Origin of the sequence: Runella aurantiaca (genome assembly GCF_003339505.1) — a bacterium.
Lineage (GTDB): Bacteria > Bacteroidota > Bacteroidia > Cytophagales > Spirosomataceae > Runella > Runella aurantiaca.
In genome coordinates, this window is the sequence record NZ_QPIW01000008.1 from 114,038 (window position 1) to 135,157 (window position 21,120).

The following is a 21,120-nucleotide window of genomic DNA, read 5'->3' on the forward strand; positions in this document are numbered from 1 at the left end:
TTTGTCAATGAAACGATTTAGCGCATTATTTTTTGTACTTATTCTCTCTTGTGCTACCAGTTTTGCGCAGGAAGGTCCTAAACAGGAAGTGGCCCAGCAGATTACCAACTGGCACAATGGATTAGTAAAAGCCGATTTGGAGGGAGTGATGGCCCAATACGCCAGCGATGCAGTGTTTTTTCCAACGTTTATCAATGTTGCCCGCACGGCCGATGAACGGAAAGCATTTTTACAAACATTGATTGCCAAAAAGCCCGTGGCCGTACTTAACAATGACCAGCGTGTCCGAATTTTCGGTGATGTGGCGACGTGTTCTGGTTCATGGGTTTTTGACGTAAATAATGCCGAAGGACAACACGAAAAAAAGCCTGTCCGTTACTTGTTCGTTTTTGAAAAACGCGGAGGAAAATGGCTTATCATTGAGCAACACGTATCCGCATTTCCCGAAAAAAGCAAAGCATAATTACACCTGACGGGTCTGGAAATGACCTTGAAAGGCCTGTCAGGTTAAAAATTAATTCAATTGAAAAGACTCCTTTCCATACTGCTTGCCAGCCTTTTGCTCTACAACATGGTCGGCTATTCCGTCGTCTATTGGTTAGGGGGCAATGTGGCATTGGATGCGCCGCAGAATGAGTCAAAAATGCCGTTACCTCAGGAATATATTACCGTAAAAGTGCCCGTTTCGTTGCCGTATCAAACCAACTGGACGGCTCCGCAACCAGTACAGGGGAAATTGCAGGTAGGCAATGAATTTTATGAAATGGTCGAGCAAATCATGCTCAACGATACGCTCTATATCACCTGCAAGCCCGACCGCGACGCCCGCGCCAATTTTTTCGCGCTGGCCGAACACATCAACAAGCACATTCACGACCATGCCACTGATGGTCCCAAACCTTCCAAAAGCATGGCAAATCAGGTGTTGAAAGAGTATGTTTCGTTTCAACAGTTGCACGTCTTTTATGTAGTAGAATGGCTAACCGATGCCGCACCATTGCAGAAAAATAAATTATCCCTTCTTTTTCGGGCCCATTGTGTGGTTTCACCGCCTCCCGAATTAGCTTGATTTTTACGGTTAAAAAAACAATGATTTATTCCTGCTTAACGGTGGGAGTGTGAATCGTGTATTTTTTATTGTCTTAAAAATCAATGCTTTAATCATGCCACATATTCCACTTCCCGAGCATTTGCCTGGTATTACTGGCTTGCTCGAATACCGCCTAGACACTGCGTTGCCGATTCGTGATTTGACGCAGATTTTACTGCGTGGCGAATCTACGCTGACCCAGGGAGAACGCGAACTGATTGCGACGATTGTGTCGTCGCGCAACTGCACCAACTTTTGCGAAGCGGCTCACACCAAAGCCGCCGATATGCTTTTGGGCGAGCCAGAAACAGCCCGATTGGTCAAATTGGATTTTGAAACGGCCCCCGTTAGCGACAAAATGAAGGCGTTGCTCAATATTGCCGCCCTTACCCAAAAAAGCGGAAAATCCGTTACGCCTGAGGCCATCGAACGCGCTCACCAAGCTGGAGCAACTGACCTCGAAATCCATGATACCGTGCTGATTGCAGCCTTGTTTTGTCTGTACAACAAGTACGTGGATGGACTCGCGACCGTAGCCCCGACCGACCCCGCTTATTATGAAACTTTGGGCGAGCGAATCGTGGGGCGAGGGTATATGCGACCGCCAGGGGGGCATCAGACACCTAAACCCTCCGAAGAGATTTAGGAAAAGAGCCAGCCAATACAATTTCCAAGATTACTTATTTTAAATTTTACACAACCAGTTTGTGTATCAGAGAATACCCTGTACATGAACGAATTAATCCCTTTTTGGTAAAAGGGTACCCATTCCTGAAATGAAAAAACAACTCTACCTTTTTATATTCTTTACCTATATTTTAGCCATGAATTCCCCCGTTCTGGCACAGCAAACGCGCTTGATGGGAACCATTACAGACCCCGAAACCCACCAACCTTTGGTGGGTGCTTCGGTGGCGGTGAAAGGGAAAATTACGGGTACGGTAACCAACGGAAACGGGAAATTTGAGCTTAACACGAGCGTTCCATCCACGCTGGTGATTTCAATGATTGGCTACGAACGCCAAGAAATAAACGTGCAGTCTGCGGAACCGCTCACCATTGGGTTGAAAGAAAGCACGGCTGACCTGAATCAGGTAGTGGTTTCGGCCTCACGGATTGAGGAGAGTAGCCTACGCACGCCCGTTACCATTGAAAAAATGGATGCTCGTGCCATTCAACAAGCTCCAGCGGCCACCATGTTTGAATCACTCAACAGCCTCAAAGGAGTAGACATGGTAACGAGCGGACTGACGCTACGACAAGTGAATACGCGAGGATTTAACAGCATTGGCAACAGTCGTTTTTTACAACTGACGGATGGTGTCGATAACCAATCGGCGGGATTAGGGTTTCCAGCGGGTAGCTTTTTTGGCGTGTCGGATTTAGATGTTGAGTCTATTGAATTGATTCCAGGGGCGGCATCTGCATTGTACGGACCTGCCGCTTTTAATGGGTTGCTCATGACCAAAACCAAAAGCCCGTTTGATTATCAGGGATTGATTGTGCAACAAAAAATAGGCATTAATCACGTCAACGATCCCAATGGTGGCGGAGCCAAGCCTTTTTCAGAAACCGCCGTTCGGTACGCAAAAGCCTTCAATAATCGTTTTGCGTTTAAATTAAATGCATCTTATATCAAAGGAACGGATTGGTACGCCACGGATTATACTGACATTGACCCTAATACTCCTTCGGAAAAACGAGGCGCAGCCAACCCGGGTAAAAATAGCCTGAATATCTATGGCGATGAAGTCGCTTCCACATTGCCGGGCATCGGCCGGGTATCGCGTACAGGCTATTACGAAAAAGACGTAACCACTTATGATGTATATAGTTTTAAGGCTAATTCAGCGGTACATTACCGCATTTCTGACAAATTGGAGGCTATTTATCAAATCAATTTTAATCAAGGAACGGCCAACTACACTAGCAGCAGCCGCAATATGTTGCGGGATTTTCGTTTTACGCAGCAGCGCGTGGAACTGAAAGGCGCTAACTTTTTTGTACGGGCCTACGCGGTCGCTGAAAACTCGCAAAATGCCTATAATACGCGTTCTTTGGGACAATTTATCAACCGTACTTGGGTGAAGGATTTGAGCGGGAATGTAGTGCCTACTGGTAAAGCGGATGCCACTTGGTTTGAGCGCTACGGCGCAGCTTACAACGGAAAAATAAACGGAATAGCACCCCAAAACCATGACATAGCGCGGACGTTTGCCGACGATGGTAGGGTGTTGCCGGGTACAGCTGCTTTTGAAACCGCCAAAGACAAATACAGTCATTTGTACGGATTGGAAGGGGCTGGTGTGTTGAGTTTGTGCAAAATGTACCACGTCGAAGGTCTCTATGATTTTACACCTCATTTTTCGTGGTTAAGTGTGCAGGCGGGTGGTAATATTCGCTATTATGATATGAATACGAACGGTACTTTATTTGACGACAAAATCAATAAAGTACGGGTAAAAGAATACGGTGCTTTTGTACAAGCGTCCAAAACGTTGTTTGAGGAGAAGTTGAAACTGATGGTATCTGGTCGTTTTGACAAAAACCAAAATTTTGCGGGCAATTTCACCCCCCGGGCCTCAGCGGTGTATTCCCCGACCAAGAATCACCATATTCGGGTAAGCTACCAAACGGGTTTTCGCAACCCGACCGTTGTGGATCAATACATCAAGTTGAATGTTGGGCCGTTGATTTTATTGGGTGGCGCACCTTCTAATTCCGTAGGACTCAACGCTTATGAAAACTCATTCACGGCGGCTTCGGTAGGTGCATTCGGCGCGGCGTTTGGTCAGGAGACTGCCACTGGAACACCTTTCCCTCAGGCGGTTGCGAAGCACAAAGACAAGTTAGTCAAATCGAATGTGCCTTACATTCGTCCTGAGCAATTGCAGGCGTTTGAAATTGGGTATAAAGGCGTATTGAACAACCAATTGTTGTTTGATGTAAGTTATTACCACGGCAAATACACTAATTTTTTAATTAACCAAGTGGTGATTCGTCCCAATACCGCCAACGTCCTTTTGGCCGATGGTACGGTCAATCCTGCGGCTGCGCAGGAGATTTTGAGCACCACAACGCGCCAAACATTTCAGCTTTATACCAACGCCGCCGACAAGGTTTCGACCAACGGAGCAAGTGGTGGCATAACGGCTTTGCTAGCCAAGGGCTATCGTTTGGGGGCCAACGCTACGTGGGCGCAGTTCAATATTTTGGACGCCAACCCCAACAACGTACCAGCGTTCAACACGCCGAAATGGAAAACCAACGTGACATTTAGCAACGCCCGTTTGACCGATAAAGTGGGTTTCAGCATTGCGTGGCATTGGCAGGACGCCTTTTTGTGGTACGGAACATTTACCGAAAACCGCCCAGGATTGGTGCCTGCTTATAGTTTGATTGATGCTCAGGTGTCGTACAAACTCCCCAAACTGAAATCAATCGTGAAAGTGGGAGCGTCGAATCTGGGCAACAACTACGTAGTACAGGCGTTTGGTTCGCCAGCGGTGGGCGGATTATATTATGTAAGTTTGACATTTGACGAGTTGCTGAGATGATGAAAGTCGATAAAATAAATCCGTTGGTAGGTCACTTAACAGACAGACCTTCGGTTCCGCAAAATTTAGCGTTTGCGTTGTGCATGATTAGCTATTTATTTGGCGGAACGGTAGCGACGCTCATGTCAGTGTATTTGCCCGTGGCCGTGCCCGAATTGCTCGGCGGTACTGTATCTGAAGCGCGCTTGGGCGAAGTGGGCGCTTACATTGGTGCCGCCTTTCTGTACGGCTGGGGGGGGGGCGGGCTTACGTTTGGGGTGGTTAGTGACCGCATCGGGCGGGTAAAATCATTAGCGCTAGTCACGGGATTGTACGGAATAGCTACTCTGCTCACGGTGTTTGTTCCAAATTGGTATGCGCTCATTGCCTGCCGATTTGCCGCTGGGATGGGCATTGGTGGGGTGTTGCTGATTTCGACGGTGTATTTGTCCGAAATCTGGCCCGTCCGTACACGTCCTATTGCGCTGGGAATTTTGGCCGTTGCATTTCCGATCGGTATCGTGACCACGGGCGGATTAAATGTGTTTTTTGCGAATTGGCGAGATGCTTTTTGGTTGGGAATTATACCCATCGGAACCGCTTTGGCCATGACACAATGGTTGCCAGAGTCTGCTGCGTGGGCGAGCAGTCGCCAAACCTATCATAAACAAACCTCCGAATTGTGGGACGCCCACAATCGACCCAATCTCATCATCGGAACCCTCATATTTGGTTCGGTACTCATTGGGTTGTGGGGGATTTTTTCGTGGATACCTACGTGGGTGCAATCGCTACTTCCAGCGGGTCAAAACGGCCAACAAGAACGTGGTATTACGATGATGCTCCTTGGCTCGGGTGGAATTGTGGGTGGCGTACTTTCGGGGTTTTTGATAAAGAGTCTTGGTGTTCGCAAAACGCTCATTATTACGTTTTTGGGCTGTGCTTCGGTTTCGTTTATATTGTTTTTGACCAACAGGAGTTTCAGTCCGATTGTCTATGTCGAAATGGCGTGTCTGTCGTTGTTTTTCGGCATTAGTCAAGGGGCACTTTCTGGCTACATTCCCCAATTGTTTCCGACGGTCATCCGGGCAACGGCCGCAGGTTTCTGCTTCAATATCGGGCGTTTTTTTACGGCTACTTCGGTGTTTTTTGTGGGGGCTATGGTGGCTTTTTTCGGCGGACTCAGCAACGCGCTACTGACCTTTTCAGTCGCTTTTTTGGTGTCGTTGGCGGGGGCTTTTTTCAGTAGAGAAACAAATAATCAATGAATAGGCCATGCATTCCAAATATACCATGAGAGAGGGAAATGATTGGGGAAGGGCGGGATTGAATGTTATGATATTGTTTGTTGATTATAAATTATTGATAATGAATTCATAAATAATAGGTTGATGATTGTACAAACAGGCTTGTTGCTTAATGGGCCTGTTTTTCTTCAACCTAAGCTATAAAACTTGTATAATCATGCCACATATTTCATTACCTGAAGGTTTTCCGGGCATCCGCAGTTTGGCGGCCTATCGTCCCGATACTGGGGTCGCGCTGTACGCATTGGCCGAGGCACTTTTGCGCGGCGATTCGTCGCTGAGTCAAGCGGATGCCGAATTAATTGCGGCCTTTACATCTTCGCAAAATGACTGCACTTTTTGTACATGTAGCCACGCGGCGGCGGCCCGTTATTTGTTGGGTACCGATAAAGAAATCGTGGATGCGGTCATTGCAGACTATCAAACGGCTCCGGTTTCTGAAAAAATGAAGATGCTCTTGGCCATTGCTCAGTGTGTGCAGCAGGATGCGCGAACGGTATCGGATGAAATTGTAGCCAATGCCCGTTTGGCAGGAGCAACCGACCGCGAAATTCACGATGCCGTGCTGATTGCGGCTACTTTTTGCATGTTCAATCGCTACGTGGATGGTTTGGCAACACTGACACCCACCGACCCAAGCGCGTATGAACCTATGGGCGAGCGCATGGCTACGTTGGGTTATGTCCCTCCTAAACATCCCTAGTCCTTTAACTAAAACGATAATCATAAACCAATTATGCCACATATTCAATTGCCCGAAAATGCGCCAGGAATCCTTGGCCCGATGAAATTCAGCCCCCAAACGGCGGAGCCAATGAATGCACTGGCTAATGCCCTTCTGCAAACCGACGAGGGTCTGAGTCGGGGGGAGCGCGAATTGATTGCGACTTATGTATCGTCGCAAAATGAATGTGTATTTTGCCAAACAATACACGGTGCGGTGGCGAGCGCTTACCTCGGTGATGAAGATTGGTCGTTTGTAAAAGCCGTAAAGGAGGATTATGAACAAACGCCGTTGACCGATAAAATGAAAGCGCTTTTGGCCATTGCGGGGAGTGTGCAGAAGGGCGGAAAAAATGTAACGACTGAGCAGGTGGAAGCAGCCCGTCACGAGGGCGCTACCGATAAAGATATTCACGATACGGTGCTGATTGCGGCGGCTTTTTGCATGTTCAATCGCTACGTAGATGGTTTGGCGACGGTTGCCCCGTCTGACCCTAACATTTACCGCTATCGTGCCGCTAGAATTACGCAAAAAGGATACTCGGCAGAAGGGGAGTATACCCCCCAAGCCACTTAGTAAGCATAGGTTGAAGTGAATATGAATCCTCCGACAACTTTGTCGGAGGATTTTACAAAATTACAAAAACCATAAAGTGATGACATGTTAATAAGTTGATTATCTGTAAAATACACTTTATCTAACACATGAAAAATTTATTTTATATCGGCATTGCGAGTCTCCTTTTGTTTGAAATTGCAAACGTGTATTTCATCATGCCCATGCCGGGCAGTCAACGTTTGAATAGCATTGATGTGGCCTATTTTTTGCATTCTTGGCGGTGGGTTTTTCGGGGTGTATTGGGTTGCTTGATACTCCTTGGGGGGCTGCCAGCCTTTCGGGCGGGACGATGGGGACTGTTTTGGGCGGGGTTGGCCTTATTGGCTGTTTCAGTCGTGACCTATGCCGCCAATTTTGAAATGGCCGCCGATTCCATGTTTTATCAACCATCCGTTTTGACTTTTAAAAATGCCGCCGAAAACAAGGTTGATAAGGAACGTATAGTAATTGGCGTTGAAATCAACGGTCAGACGCGGGCCTATCCGATTCAGTACATTGGCTACCATCATCAGGTGCGGGATACATTAGGCGGTAAATCCATCATTGTTACGTATTGCACGGTTTGCCGCACGGGGCGGGTGTTTGAGTCTGTGGTAAATGGTCAGCCCGAGACGTTTCGACTCGTAGGGATGGACCATTTTAATGCCATGTTTGAGGACAAAACCACGGGGAGTTGGTGGCGGCAGGCCAACGGCGAAGCCATTGCGGGGACATTGAAAGGGCAAACGTTGCCGGAGTTGGAGATTACGCAAATTTCGCTTGCCCAATGGCTGGCGTTGTACCCCAACAGTTTGGTCATGCAGCCAGATACGAAGTTTCAAGAAGAATATGATTCATTGAGCAACTATGAATCGGGTAAGCGGAAAGGAAAACTTACGAAGCGAGATTCGGCCTCTTGGCAGGAAAAATCTTGGGTGGTGGGCGTAGAGGTGAGCAGTGGTGTAAAAGCCTACGATTGGAATCAGTTGCAAAAGAAACGGATCATCAACGACATGGTCGGTTTTTTGCCCATTACCGTTGTGTTGGCCTCTGATAATAAGAGTTTTACGGCTTTCCGCCGCGCTACCCCAGGGCAGGTGCTGACGGTCAAAAATGATTCTTTGTTTGATGATGGAGGCAGTGCTTACAACTTGCTCGGTAAATCTTATACCCCAAATAAACCCGATTTATTGAAAGTTAACGCTTATCAGGAATATTGGCACAGTTGGCAGACTTTTCATCCTGATACCAAGCAGTTTAAATAAACTTCTGCGGTAATTTGATTTATGCAATCACACACTATTTATCAGTATTTTATTGAAATTTTAACCATGAGAAAAATTTATACCTTCCTCTTTTTAATCTTATACAGTGAATTATTAATTGCCCAAAAATTAAAATCTGATACAACTCAACACCTCAATGAAGTGGAAGTCATTGGGGTGCGGGAGCGGATTCAAATCGAACGCCTGCCCGATGTCCACGGGACGTATCTGACGGCGGGAAAAAAGAATGAAGTCGTTCAACTAGGCGGAGTCAATGCCAACATTGCCGAGCGAAATGCAAGGCAGATTTTTGCCAAAATTCCGGGTATTTTCGTTTACGACATGGACGGATCTGGCAATCAAATCAACGTATCAACTCGGGGCCTTGACCCGCATCGCAGTTGGGAATTTAACATACGTTACAACGGTGTGTTGGGCAATACCGACATGTACGGTTATCCAGCCAGCCATTACAACCCGCCCGCTGAGTCGTTTGAGCGCGTGGAGATTGTGCGTGGTACGGGTTCGTTGCAGTACGGCGCCCAGTTTGGGGGGATGATTAATTACGTTAACAAACAGGCCGATACTACCAAACGGTTTAGCTTTGAAAGTGTCAATTCGGTGGGGTCGTTTGGGTTGTTGAGTTCGTACAATGCAGTTGGGGGTCGAGTGGGTAAGTTGACGTATTATGCGTATTATCACCGTCGTAATTCAAATGGCTATCGTCAAAACAGCCGCTCGGAAGCAGCGTCGCAATTTGTGAAGCTGCAATATGACTTTTCGTCTAAACTGTCGCTGAAAGCTGAATTTGGGCATACCGATTATGTGTATCAAATTCCTGGTCCGCTCACCGACAGCATGTTTTACGACAACCCTCGGATGTCGACGCGGGCCCGAAATTATTACGAGCCCGATATTTACCTGCCTTCTGTTACGCTTCATTGGCAAATGGGGCCTCGCACACTGCTGAAATGGACCAATTCGATGGTCTTGGGTTTTAGAAACAGCGCCATGATTGACGCTTTTGCGACGGTTAAAGATGCCATTGAGCCATCAACGGGTCAGTACAAAAACCGTCAGGTGGATATTGACAAATTCAACAGTTTTACGTCGGAGTTGCGGCTTTCGCACCAGTACCAAACGGGGAGAATAAGGGGCGTGCTCGTGGGCGGTATTCAGTTGATGAACAATGATTTGAATCGAAAACAGATGGGCAAAGGAAGCACTGGCAGCGACTATGATTTGACCCTAATTGTACCAAACGATTGGGGGCGTGACATGCACTTTCGTACCAAAAATGTAGCACTGTTTGTGGAAAATGTACTGTATATTACTCCTAAATTGTCCATTTCACCAGGTTTTCGGTTAGAAAACGGTCAAACAGATTTTACGGGGTACATCCGTTATTTAAAGCCCGAAGTTGTTCCCAACCGTATTCCGCACCAGTTTCCGCTGTTTGGCATAAGTGCTCAGTTCCGTATCGACAAAGACAACCGCTTTTATGGTGGGTGGTCGCAAGCCTATCGTCCCGTGATTTTGAAGGATATTATTCCCGCTTCAGTCCTCGAACGGGCCGATAAAAACCTAAAAGATGCCGAGGGCTACAATGCTGAAATCGGTTTGAGTGGCCGCAAAGGAAAAATTCACTACGATTTGAGTGCTTTTTTTGTCCAATACAACAATCGCTTGGGCAGCCTGATTCTGAATGACCCCGACGGAACTGCCTATGTTTTTCGTACGAATATCGGAGATAGTCGCACCAAAGGCGTCGAGGTGTATGTAGAATATGAATTTATTCGCCGCAACAAAACCCGGCTTTCGGCTTTTACATCTACGGCCTATATGGATGCTCGTTATGTATCGGGCAGCGTGACCAATGGCAAAGAGAATCAATCCATAAAGGGCAATAAGGTGGAATCGGTTCCTGAATGGACGAGCCGAAATGGGATAGAATTTACGTGCCATTGGCTAAGTGCAACGCTGCTGTACAGCAACGTAAGTAAAAGCTTTGCCGATGCCTTCAACACCGTGGCCGCCACGGCCAACGGCGCCAAAGGCGTGGTGCCAAGTTACCGTTTGGTCGATCTAAATACTACTTTCCATTTAACAAACAGATATACTTTTCGGCTGTCGGTCAATAACTTAATGAACAAAAGTTATTTTACAAAACGCCCCACATTTTACCCTGGCCCTGGGATCTGGCCATCGGATGGAAGGAGTATTGTCGCAACGGTTGGGGTCAATATTTAAGACAGCATAAACTTAAAAAATATCGCTCAGTCCTCTGGTTATTTTGGCATATAAATTGAGCTGGAATTTTATTTTGGCATAGTAATTGAAGAGGAACACTATGTTAAAAGGGCTTAAAAACTCATCTGCGTACAGGTCGTTTAATTCTAAATTTCTATGAAAAAGCTTTTATATTTTATTGTCAGCCTCGTTTTTTTTGCGGGGTGTACGGGTACGGAAATAGAGCCGTCTAAACCCAATGAGGTGTCCAATTATTCAGCAGATTTTCTGCGCGAGTGGTTTAAGTTGGAATGCCGAATCGTGAAAGAAACGCCTGGTTTTCTGCCTCCACAAGCCTCACGAGCTTTCGGTTACGTGGGCATTACGGCCTACGAAGCGGCTTACAGTGGCATCCCGAATGCCAAGCCATTGGCGGGTCAACTCAACCGGTTGATTCCCGCAGATATGCCCGTAGCGATACCACTCAATGTACGCTACCACTGGGGAATTGTGGTCAATGCCGCCGTAGCCGACATGATGCGGTTTATGTTTGACAAAAACCTAAGCCCCGCCAATCTCGCCAAAATCGACGAAATGGAAGCCAAATATTTGGCCCAATATGCGGGAACTACCTCTAAAATCCTGAGCGACGAGTCGGTGAAACATGGGAAAGCCGTGGCTCAGGCCATTTACGAATATTCCAAATCGGATGGTGGCCATGATTCGTATCTTAATCCTTTTTCGAGGCCTTTTACCCCCGTGAAAGGCATTGATAAATGGGAACCAACCGACGCCAAAAACCTTACCCCGTTGAGTCCTTATTGGTACAAATGTCGCCCCGTTTTGGCTTCAAATATGACGTATGGCACTCCGCCCAAGCCGATTCCGTTTTCGTTTGATACCCAATCGGATTTTTTCAAACAGGCATTTCACGTTTATACGCAGGTAACAAAGAATACGCCCGACCAAATCGAAATCGCCAAATTTTGGGCCGATGATCCTTTTGCGACTTGTACACCTACTGGGCATACGTTCAATATCATGACGCAGTTGTTGGAAGAAACCAACTCAACCCTTGAACGAGCCGTAGTGGGCTATGCCATGCTGGGCATTGGTGAAATCGACGCCTTTATTGCCTGTTGGAAAGCCAAATACGACTATTCACTGATACGCCCCGTTACGTATATTCAGCGGTACATTGACCCCAATTTTAAGACCGTGATCGGAACGCCTGCTTTTCCTGCTTATACCTCTGGGCACGCCACCGAAATTGGTGTGGGAGAGCGCATTTTTACGAAACTTTTTACCAGTGGTGATGGTACTTACGCCCTGACAGACCGCTCACAAGTACAACACGGTTTTGCCCCCCGTAAATTCTCAAACTTTGCCGAAATGGCCGAAGAATGCGCCAACTCGCGCCTTTATGGAGGTATTCACTATGATATGGACAACATAAACGGCTTGAAAATGGGTCGGGGAATTGGCGATAATGTCGTTAAATCCATCCAATGGCCTTCAGTAACTAAGTAACGCGCAATTCTACCTGTCTCTATGAAAATTAAACTTTTTTATTGGGTAATAATCGGTTGTATAGGCCTCTTGAGTTGTGAAAAAAAGGATGGTGGTCAATTCGAAAAGGACGTACAATTAATGGCGAATTTGGAGTGCGAAGCTCGCCAATTGAAGGAAGAACGCTTCAATGCCGCCAACGATATTCGGCTCATGGAAGATTCATTGGCCAAGCATCACCTGCCGCTTTCGCCCGCACAAAGCCAGCGCATTGATTCGGTCAAGACGGCCTACACGCTGCGGACGGGTCAATTGGCCGAAAAGATTACGAAAACAATGGATAGCCTGTTTGCCGTAAGTTATAAAACAATTGAGCAGCGGCAGGCCTTTGATGCTGCCACCGAAAAAAAACTCCAAGAAGTGTGTAAATAGGTGTTTTGAGAAGGAAACAACGGATAGGAAACTTGTTGTCGATAGCAATTTTGTGCCGAGTAACGCGTTAATAGGTCATTTTTAGAAAGATTTTATGAACAAGTTACAGATGAAAAAAATTAGTCTTTTTATCCTCGGAATTGCATTGACGGGGCTTTTTCAACAATGCGCCGTTAGTCGACAAATATCGGAAGCCAAAACCCTGGGCGACTGTAAATACGCCATTGCATCGGCCGACAACATCACGTTGGCGGGCATCGACGTTCGTCAATTCAGAAATATGCAGGATTTTGATTTGGCCAAGTCGCCAAGGCTGGCCTTAGCGTTGTTGAGTCAGGATGTGCCGCTCAATCTTCGGTTGAATTTGGATGTGACCAATCCGACCAAACAGCAGGCGGGCATCAATCAATTTGAATACAAAGTGTTTCTTTCTGAAAATGAGGTGTTTACTGGTTTCTGGGACCAGCGCATTGATGTGCAGCCCAACGGCGGCACCACCCGTGTTCCCATGCAGCTCAGCACCAACGCCTACCGCCTCTTGACCGACGCCAAAGCGCGTGATGCGTTTGTGAACATGGTCGAAAACTTATCTGGCAAGGCGGGTTCACAGCCCTCCAAGCTGACCATCAAACTCCGGCCAACGCTTGGCATCGGTAATTCACAAATCAATTATCCGGGCTACATTACGATTGAAAAAGAAGTAACGGCCAAAATGCTCGCAGGAGAGTAACGGCTGAATATTAAATGACCGCTCGGCAGACCGCGCATCGGCGCAAAGAAAGTAAGCTTTTTCTTTGCGCCGTTGTTGTTTTACGCAAATAACTCATGTTTGGTACACCATTTTTGAATCAGTCCGATAAAACGTTTGAAATAATCTTCACTAATAAACAAGTTGCCCCAATCATCAAACCTTTGACACTGAACGCCTAAATAGAAAAACCAGAGGCTCACCGCCAAATAGGGAATCAGGCGTTTTTCTTCGTCAGAAATCTTTACAATGGTTTCGTAGCCTTCCAAAAACCGTTGGAGTTTTCTTTGGTATTCGTCGGCATCAAATTCAGTATTGAACAATTGCACATTGAAATACGCCAAATCAAGGACTTGCCAACCGTTTCCGCAAAAATCAAAGTCAAAAAAGGTAACCTCGCCGTTGGGCGTAACGTGCATATTGTCAAACCAAATGTCCAGATGAACAGCACCTTCTCTGACTTCTTTCAAATTAATCTCCTTCAATTTTTCCACCAATTCATGGGTGGATTTTTCCAAAAAAAACATGGTTTCAGAACCTGCGCCAAAAAAAGTTTGAGCGTGTTGGAGTGGCGCTACGAGTAGGGTTTCAACGTTGTAAGTGACTCGCTCCAAAGCTAAATTTTGCGTAACTTGGTGAAAGCGAGCCATCGCAACACCAATATTATAACTCATGTCGGCAGTGAAGTTTCGTATTTTTTCACCTTCGGCAAAAGAGAACAAGACCCCAAACCGCAGACCTTCAGGTGCCATTATTTCCTGTATAAAACTGCCCGTTGCATCGGAAATGGGGTAGGAGACGGGCACGCCGTTTTCGTTCAGCAGTTTGAGCAGACGGATTTCTTCTTCAATCTCGGTTTTTGTGCGCCAATTGTAGCTGTAAAGCCTGAAAATCTGCTTGTTACTGCCATCTTTCAACAGGTACGAATGATTGATGCCCGTTTTCAGAATCCGGCATTGAACAGCATCATTGAACAGGTAGCGTGTCTGCAAAAACACACCTAAATGCGAGGCAGAGAGCCTTGAGTCATAGACGGGGAGAGAATTCATGAAATTGAAATTTGGAGTAAAAAGAGAAGAAAATGCCAATTAGAGGAAAATTGGGGGCCAAAGATGCACTATTTTTCTTTTATTTCGGTCAATGACTAATTGATTTCCTGTTTCTTTGCAGCCTAAAACAATCCGTTACAGCTATGTTACAAAACGATTTATCCTCATTTGACGCTATTCTCCAACAGGTCCTCGAACAGGGTATTGATTTCCTGAAAACCATTGACCAACGCCCCACTTCTGCGCCCCACACTGTGCCGTTGGTAGCCGATTTGGAAGAAGACGGAAAGGGGACGTCGGCAGTTTTGGCCGAATTTAACCAACGTTTTGACCCGCTCATCGTGGCTTCTTCGGGGCCGCGCTCGTGGGGATTTGTGACGGGTGGCGCTACGCCCGCCGCCGTGGCAGGCGACTGGTTGGCAGGGGTGTACGACCAAAATCCACAGGCTATTCAGGGGCAAGGTGACTTGTCGGCGCTGATTGAAGTGGAAACCATTCAGTTGTTGCTGTCGCTTTTTGACTTACCGGAGACTTTCACCGGTGGCTTTGTGACGGGGGCGACCATGTCCAATTTTACCGCGTTGGCCGTGGCGCGTCAGTGGGCAGGCAAGCAGCAGGGGCGCGATATTGCCAAAGAAGGCGTTGGAAAAGGCGTAAAAATAATGAGTGCCACGCCGCATTCTTCGGCCGTTAAGTCGTTGGCGATGTTAGGGTTAGGAAGTCAGAATTTTATCAAAATCAATACGTTGGTGGGCAATCGGGAAGCGATGGATGTTGCGGATTTGGAAACAAAAATAGAAGCGCTTTCAGGCGAGCCTTTTATCCTGATTTCGAGTGGCGGCACGGTCAATACCGTTGATTTTGACGATTTTGAAGCCATTGCTCGATTAAAAGAAAAACATAATTTTTGGTGGCACATCGACGCGGCCTTTGGTGGTTTTGCGGCTTGCTCGCCCCAATACAAGCACTTACTCAATGGCTGGGAAGGTACCGATAGCATTACCGTTGATTGCCACAAGTGGCTGAATGTACCTTACGAAAGTGCCTTCTTTTTGGTGAAAAAAGAACACAGTATTTTGCAGGTAGAAACTTTCCAAAACTCCAATGCACCTTACCTCGGCAACCCGCTCGAAAATTTCAGTTTTCTTAATTTTTTGCCCGAAAACTCGCGCCGACTGCGCGCCTTGCCCGCGTGGTTTACATTGAAGGCGTACGGCAAAAAAGGTTATCAGGAGATTGTCGAAAATAGCATTCAGATGGCGCAGTTGTTGGGCCGTTTTGTTCAGCAAAGCACTGATTTTGAATTGCTTGCACCAACGCGCCTGAACAACGTGTGTTTTACCCTAAAGGGTGGAGAAAATCAGGATAAAGTAGATTCGTTTCTAACTCAACTCAACCAACGCGGCCGAGTATTTATGACCCCAACAGTCTATAACGGCAAAAAAGGCATCCGGGCGGCGTTTGTCAATTGGCGTACAACTGAAAAAGATATTCAAATTGCGATTGCCGAAATGAACGCGGTATTAGCTACCTCGGTGTAGATGGTGCGTCGGGTTGAATGACTGTGCGTCAGGTTGCTCACAACCTGACGTATGAAAAAAAATGGTTCGGGTTGTGAGCAACCCGAACCACATGGGTATTTACTTTTTCGGTTTTGTACTTTTCTGTTTTACATTTTTCTGTTTTGCCTTTTTAAGCTCTTCATCATCTTCGGCCCGGCGTTTTTGCATGGTTTCGGTGCGGTCCAATTCTTCCGATTCAGCAAAGGCTTTCCAGTCAAATTTTTCATCAAATGGATCTAGCGCTTTTTGCGGGTCAAACAGGCGTTTATCAATCGCCACAGCATTGAAAGGCGTGTAATCGGGCGTATTGGTAAATAGGTCGATGAGGTTCGTCGCACTTGCATCGTATTGGTTGAGGTACGGCATTTTGAGGATATTCCAGAAGGTTTTGAACACGCTGCCAAAGCTATAGTGCTCGTGTCCAACGTAGTTTTTCTTGACCCAAGGCGAAATCGTCAGCAACAAACTGCGGTGGGCGTCGATGTGGTCCACGCCGCCCTGCGGGTCATCTTCCAGCACCACGATGAGCATTTTTTTCCAATAAGGGGTTTTGCTCAAAAACTCTACCACGCGTCCGAGGGCCAGGTCGTTGTCGGCCATGTAGCTTTGTGTAAACGGATAACCTGCTTTGGCGCGTTCGCGGGTGCCGTGGTCGTTGGGCAGCATAAGCGTGAGCACCGAAGGTAGTTTTCCGTTGGTGCCGCCCCATTTTTCGTTAAATTCCTTCATGAATACATCGGCCCGGAACTGGTCTGGAATGGCCATATTGTAGGTCGGATATATCTTAGAAGAGCGGTCGTAAAGCGGCGCGGGCAAGGGGTAATTGATGGTGTACAGCTCGCCGATGTACTTCATGGTACTGTCAGAATAAGCAGCGGCCATTTCGACGCCGAAACCGAAGTTAAAAAACTCCTTTTTGTTGCGTTCGAGGTGGTCCCAAATTGAGCCAGCCTCGGTATAATCTTCGGGGTAAATGCTCCCTGCCGAGCCGTAAAAAGACCAATTTCCGGGTGCCTTGGAGGTATCAATCAAGTCGCGTTTTCCGCCGTAAGCGGCAGAGGTACCCGTTTCTACCCATTCGTTGGGATATACGCCCACCATCCAGCGGTGGCCGTCGGCTGAGACGTCGGCGTCGCAGTAAAAATTGTCAGACATCGCAAAACGCTTCGCCAATGCCGCATGATTGGGCATCACGTCTACATTTTCCAACGTTTGGGTTTTGTTGCGGTTAGAAAACGTCGCTTTCAGACCATAACGCGCTAATGAAGCCTCTCCTTTGCCGTTGGTATGTTGTCCAAATACTTCGTCGTAGGTGCGGTTTTCCTTAGAAATAAACACGATATGCTCAATGTTGGAAAGCGCATTTTTGGTGACGGGTTTTTGTTCAAACTTAAAATTATTGGAAATCACTTTTTGGGTCAGTGCGGCGAGTTGAGCGTCGGCGGGAATATCAATGACCGATACCGTTCCTTTCATTAAGCTACCCACGTAGCTACCTTCGGGGCCGGGTTTAAAATTCGGCCCGCCGTTTGGCCCGCTGCCGAATCCTTTGGCATTGGTGACAATCAACTGCCGTCCGTCGGGCGATACTTTCAGCTTGGACGGAAACCAACCCGTGGGGATATGCCCCAATACTTTCAGGCTTGGAATATCAATCACGGCCACGGCGTTGATACCCGCTTCGGCCACGTAGAGGCGCTTTTGGTCGGGCGAGGTAGCCACGCCAAACGGAATCAATCCCCGCAGCTTGCCCAAACGCGGGTCGGGTTGCAACGGAATGGTATACACCACGGTATCTTTCTGAATATCAATGACCGATACGCAGTCGTTGTTACCATTGCTGACAAACACATATTTGTCAGTAGCGGCCACTGAGTTGGGGCTGCTGCCGCCCACGGCGGGAAAATCTTCAATCATTTGACCCACCAGAAAGCCCGTTTTGGTCTTGTTTTTTACTTTCCAGCTCGTGCCGTTGGGCGAATAACTCCATACCGAAAAGGCCTCGGGTGCGTTGGGACTCCCCAGCGCGGGGATGCCTTTGGCGGCGTTGCCTTCTTCCATTTCCTTGCTGCCATATTTGGTAGCAGGCCACGGATGCGCGGTTTTTTTAAGGTTTTTGGGGTCTAAATCGGTAAAAGGTTTGTATTCAAAAACGCCCACGTTGGCCACGTAGATGCGTTGCTCGTCGGGCGAAAAACTGATGCCGAAGGGATAGCGTCCCGTGGGAATATTGTCGGCTACGCGCTGGGTTTCGGTGTTGACCACCACCATTCTAAACCCGATTTGGTCAACCACATAGAGACGTTTGCCGTCGTTGGAAAGAACGAGGTCGCCGAGGTAGCCATGCTCGTAGTTTTTGGCGGCGCAGTTGATGGAACCCTTGCCTTTGCCCGTGTTCAGGTCAAACAAAAAGATTTTGTTGGTTTGCCCACCCGCTACGTAGAGCGTTTGGTTATCGGGGCTGATGGCCAAACCCATGAAGCAGGCTTCCAAAATACCGTCGTCCGTTTTGAACCCTTCGGGTACTTGTAAGACGGTCGGATTGGCGCTGCGTACGTTTTTGATGATTGAAACGGAAAAAGGGTTAGTGCCTGAGTTGGCCGTGACGGCGATGTTTCCATCCTTGCTCAACACCAATCCGTAGGGGTGAGGGGCGGTCATGATTTGTTTGCCCAAGGGCGTGATGAGGCGTCCATTGGGTAAAATGCTCACGCCGTTTTTGTCAACTTTGGCGTATTCACTGCCCGCTGGAGCAGAAATTTGCCAAGCCTGTGACCAACTGAGTTGGCTGACGGCAAGGCACAAAAAGGAAAGGAAGAAAATGCGTAGCATAAGAAATTGATTTTTAAATTGCCATCAAATTGCCATGCCATAAATGGCATGGATAAGAAAATCAGTTTTGAATTGCCATGCCATTTATGGCATGGAATAAAGAATAATAGCCCTTTGATATTACCATTTAAATTCAGCCGTGAGCCACAGACTGCGGCCGTAGCCGTTGATGCCTGAGCCGTGAGTGCGGTAATCTGCGTCAAAAAGATTCTGAACGGCGGCGGTAAAGCTGATTTTTTTCAGCGTATAGCCCGCATTTAGATTGAATACATTCCAAGCTGGCGTCCCGCCTTTTGCGATTCGATTGTCGTCTTTGTCGCCTTGAGCGAGGCGTTCTTGCGCGCCTGCAAACCAAAATTCGGGACGAATCCAAGCGTTGTTTTTTGAGAAATTCAACCCTACTCGGCCATTGACGGGCGGAATACGACGCATGGGCTCGTTCTTGGTTTCACTTTGTCCGAAGCAATAAGAAACGTTGCCGTACAGTTGAAGCGACGTAAGCAAACTGGCTTGGAGTTTGGCGTCAAAACCGTTGATGTAAGCTTTTTCGACGTTCTCTTTGCGGTAAACATTGATGCCGTTGACCTGCTCATTAGGCACCCTTACCCGCGTGATGAGGTTTTGGAGTTGGGTAGAATAATAGCCCATTTGGAGGCCAATGGTTTTGGTTGCTATTTTTAGTCCTAGTTCATAAGTGGTTGACTTTTCGGGTTTTAAGTTGTTTGTGGGAACTTCGTAACGAAAATCTACGATGCCCAGCGTGCCCAAATCGTCGATGTTGGGAGCGCGGAAACCCGTGCTGATATTGAGGTAAGGTGCAATGGATTTTCCAAGGTTGTAGGACAGATTGTAATTGTACACAAATGCGGCGGGGGTCAGGCGACTGTCGCCGATAGTGGCGTCGGGAATGTCAATCACAAATCCGTTGTAGCGAATACCAAATGTCGAGTTGAGCCGGGCTAAGTTTGTGCTTACGATGGAATAAGCGGCATAATTCAGAAAGGTAGAATTGTCGGGGTACAAACCGCGACTGTAGGTGCGTTGAAGGGTGGTGTTATTTTCGTCATAACGCTCGCTGTTGACGTGGTCGCGGTAGAGCTCTACGCCCGAATTAAGGGTTAACATTCCCCTCCAAAAACGCGACTGATTGTTGTATGTCAAGCCCCAAGTTTGTACTTTGTCTGTTTCCGAGCGGAGCGCGGTGGTTCCGTTTTTTTGGCTCAAGCGGCCTTCCTGCGTTGCCTGCCGCGAAACCGTAAAAGTCTGATGATTAAACCAGTTGGATTCACTTTGGTTCTCCAATTTGATATACGTCAACTGCCGGCGTTGTGGGTCAAATTGGTTGATTTTGAAGTTTTCCAATTGATACCGAAAAAACACCTCCACATTGCGTTGGCTGACCGACTGATGCGCCAAAGTGGCCATCCAGCCACGACCTAAATTCAACTTTGCTTTAAGGTCAAAATCCTGCTCTTTGTAACCTGATGGAGACTGGAAACCCGTGCTTTTGCCGCCCAAAACATCTCCGAAACGACGATGGGTAAAACCCGCCTGAAACGCCGCGTTGGCTCCGCCGTAGCGGGCCTCTACCCGTCCGCTTTGCTCCATGCCCGCGCTTACCAAGCGGCCCAATACCCGGCCACTGAATCCCGTGTTAAATTCAGGGGCAGTGGTAAAAAGTTGAATCGTTCCACCCAATGCATCGGAGCCGTATTGTACCGAGCCGCTCCCTAAAAGCACTTCTGCCCGACCCAAAGTAAAGGCGTCGATGGTGTTGAGGTATTGATTGGGTCCGTAACGGAAAGTGCTGTTGTTGAGGCGAATATCGTCAATGAGTAGCAGGGTTTGGTTGCCCGTCAGGCCGCGTACAAAAGGCGAACCCGCGCCGTGGGTGGTTTTTTGTACGAACACGCCCATTTGGTTCATCAAAAGCTCTGGGGTGCTGCGCGACTGCGACGTCTTGATTTCCTCCTGACCAATGGCATAAATCAGGGCGGGAGTTTGAAATACGGTTTTTTCGCCCCGGGTGGAGGTGACCACAACCTCATTTAATTGCTTGGTTTTGAGTGAGTCAGGCGACTGGGCGAATGACGAGCGCACGCCAAACGCGATGAAAAAAGAAAAAGCGGAAAAGGAGAGTTTATACATATTTTGATAAAGAAACGGTATGGTGACAAAATTACTGACTTTTACTTCTTGATAAATTACGCGAAAGTTATGTTTCGGACTAGCCACTGAAT

Annotated in this window: 16 protein-coding genes; 13 read left to right on the top strand and 3 right to left on the bottom strand. The window is 47.5% G+C overall.

Translation table 11 applies throughout. The features are described 5' to 3' along the window. Positions 1–7: 7 nt before the first annotated feature. The 12 genes from DVG78_RS12070 (at position 8) to DVG78_RS12125 (ending at position 13,419) form a co-directional block, all read left to right on the top strand. Complete coding sequence (locus DVG78_RS12070; protein ID WP_114461330.1) at positions 8–463, top strand: DUF4440 domain-containing protein; 456 nt, start codon at positions 8–10, stop codon at positions 461–463. Positions 464–523: 60 nt separating this feature from the next. Beyond that, positions 524–1,069 (top strand): hypothetical protein, encoded by a 546-nt coding sequence (locus DVG78_RS12075; protein WP_147277064.1) that lies wholly within the window; start codon positions 524–526, stop codon positions 1,067–1,069. A 94-nt stretch (positions 1,070–1,163) separates the two neighbouring features. Next, on the top strand, positions 1,164–1,736 hold the full coding sequence (locus tag DVG78_RS12080; protein WP_114461423.1) for a carboxymuconolactone decarboxylase family protein: 573 nt from the start codon (positions 1,164–1,166) through the stop codon (positions 1,734–1,736). A 178-nt stretch (positions 1,737–1,914) separates the two neighbouring features. Continuing rightward, entirely contained in the window at positions 1,915–4,647 is a 2,733-nt protein-coding gene (locus tag DVG78_RS12085; protein ID WP_114461424.1) for a TonB-dependent receptor, read from the top strand. Beyond that, positions 4,644–5,894 (top strand): MFS transporter, encoded by a 1,251-nt coding sequence (locus DVG78_RS12090; protein ID WP_229598207.1) that lies wholly within the window; start codon positions 4,644–4,646, stop codon positions 5,892–5,894. The genes DVG78_RS12085 and DVG78_RS12090 overlap by 4 nt, the downstream gene beginning before the upstream one ends. 196 nt (positions 5,895–6,090) lie before the next feature. Beyond that, positions 6,091–6,636, top strand: coding sequence for a carboxymuconolactone decarboxylase family protein (locus tag DVG78_RS12095; RefSeq protein ID WP_114461332.1), 546 nt, complete (start codon positions 6,091–6,093; stop codon positions 6,634–6,636). 33 nt (positions 6,637–6,669) lie between these two features. Then, a complete protein-coding gene (locus tag DVG78_RS12100; RefSeq protein WP_114461333.1) occupies positions 6,670–7,233 on the top strand; it encodes a carboxymuconolactone decarboxylase family protein in 564 nt (187 codons plus the stop codon). Between the two features lie 128 nt (positions 7,234–7,361). Next, positions 7,362–8,519 carry a DUF3179 domain-containing (seleno)protein gene (locus tag DVG78_RS12105; protein ID WP_114461334.1) on the top strand — a complete coding sequence of 386 codons (1,158 nt, stop codon included), beginning with the start codon at positions 7,362–7,364 and terminating at the stop codon, positions 8,517–8,519. Positions 8,520–8,585: 66 nt separating this feature from the next. After that, entirely contained in the window at positions 8,586–10,769 is a 2,184-nt protein-coding gene (locus DVG78_RS12110) for a TonB-dependent receptor family protein (RefSeq protein ID WP_229598208.1), read from the top strand. Between the two features lie 156 nt (positions 10,770–10,925). Beyond that, complete coding sequence (locus tag DVG78_RS12115; protein WP_114461336.1) at positions 10,926–12,278, top strand: vanadium-dependent haloperoxidase; 1,353 nt, start codon at positions 10,926–10,928, stop codon at positions 12,276–12,278. Between the two features lie 21 nt (positions 12,279–12,299). After that, a complete protein-coding gene (locus tag DVG78_RS12120) occupies positions 12,300–12,689 on the top strand; it encodes a hypothetical protein (protein ID WP_114461337.1) in 390 nt (129 codons plus the stop codon). A 109-nt stretch (positions 12,690–12,798) separates the two neighbouring features. Beyond that, positions 12,799–13,419, top strand: a complete 621-nt coding sequence (locus DVG78_RS12125; protein ID WP_114461338.1) for a hypothetical protein — start codon at positions 12,799–12,801, stop codon at positions 13,417–13,419. Between the two features lie 80 nt (positions 13,420–13,499). Here DVG78_RS12125 and DVG78_RS12130 read toward each other — a convergent pair whose 3' ends face one another. Then, positions 13,500–14,486, bottom strand: a complete 987-nt coding sequence (locus tag DVG78_RS12130; protein WP_114461339.1) for a phosphotransferase enzyme family protein — start codon at positions 14,484–14,486, stop codon at positions 13,500–13,502. A gap of 143 nt (positions 14,487–14,629) precedes the next feature. Here DVG78_RS12130 and DVG78_RS12135 point away from each other — a divergent pair, with 143 nt between their 5' ends. Then, positions 14,630–16,027 carry a pyridoxal phosphate-dependent decarboxylase family protein gene (locus DVG78_RS12135; protein ID WP_114461340.1) on the top strand — a complete coding sequence of 466 codons (1,398 nt, stop codon included), beginning with the start codon at positions 14,630–14,632 and terminating at the stop codon, positions 16,025–16,027. Between the two features lie 99 nt (positions 16,028–16,126). Here the strand turns inward: DVG78_RS12135 and DVG78_RS12140 are convergent, their stop codons facing one another. Together DVG78_RS12140 and DVG78_RS12145 are read right to left on the bottom strand one after the other, a co-directional pair. Then, entirely contained in the window at positions 16,127–18,880 is a 2,754-nt protein-coding gene (locus DVG78_RS12140; protein WP_114461341.1) for a bifunctional YncE family protein/alkaline phosphatase family protein, read from the bottom strand. 120 nt (positions 18,881–19,000) lie between these two features. Further along, positions 19,001–21,028 carry a TonB-dependent receptor plug domain-containing protein gene (locus DVG78_RS12145; protein ID WP_114461342.1) on the bottom strand — a complete coding sequence of 676 codons (2,028 nt, stop codon included), beginning with the start codon at positions 21,026–21,028 and terminating at the stop codon, positions 19,001–19,003. Positions 21,029–21,120: the final 92 nt, after the last annotated feature.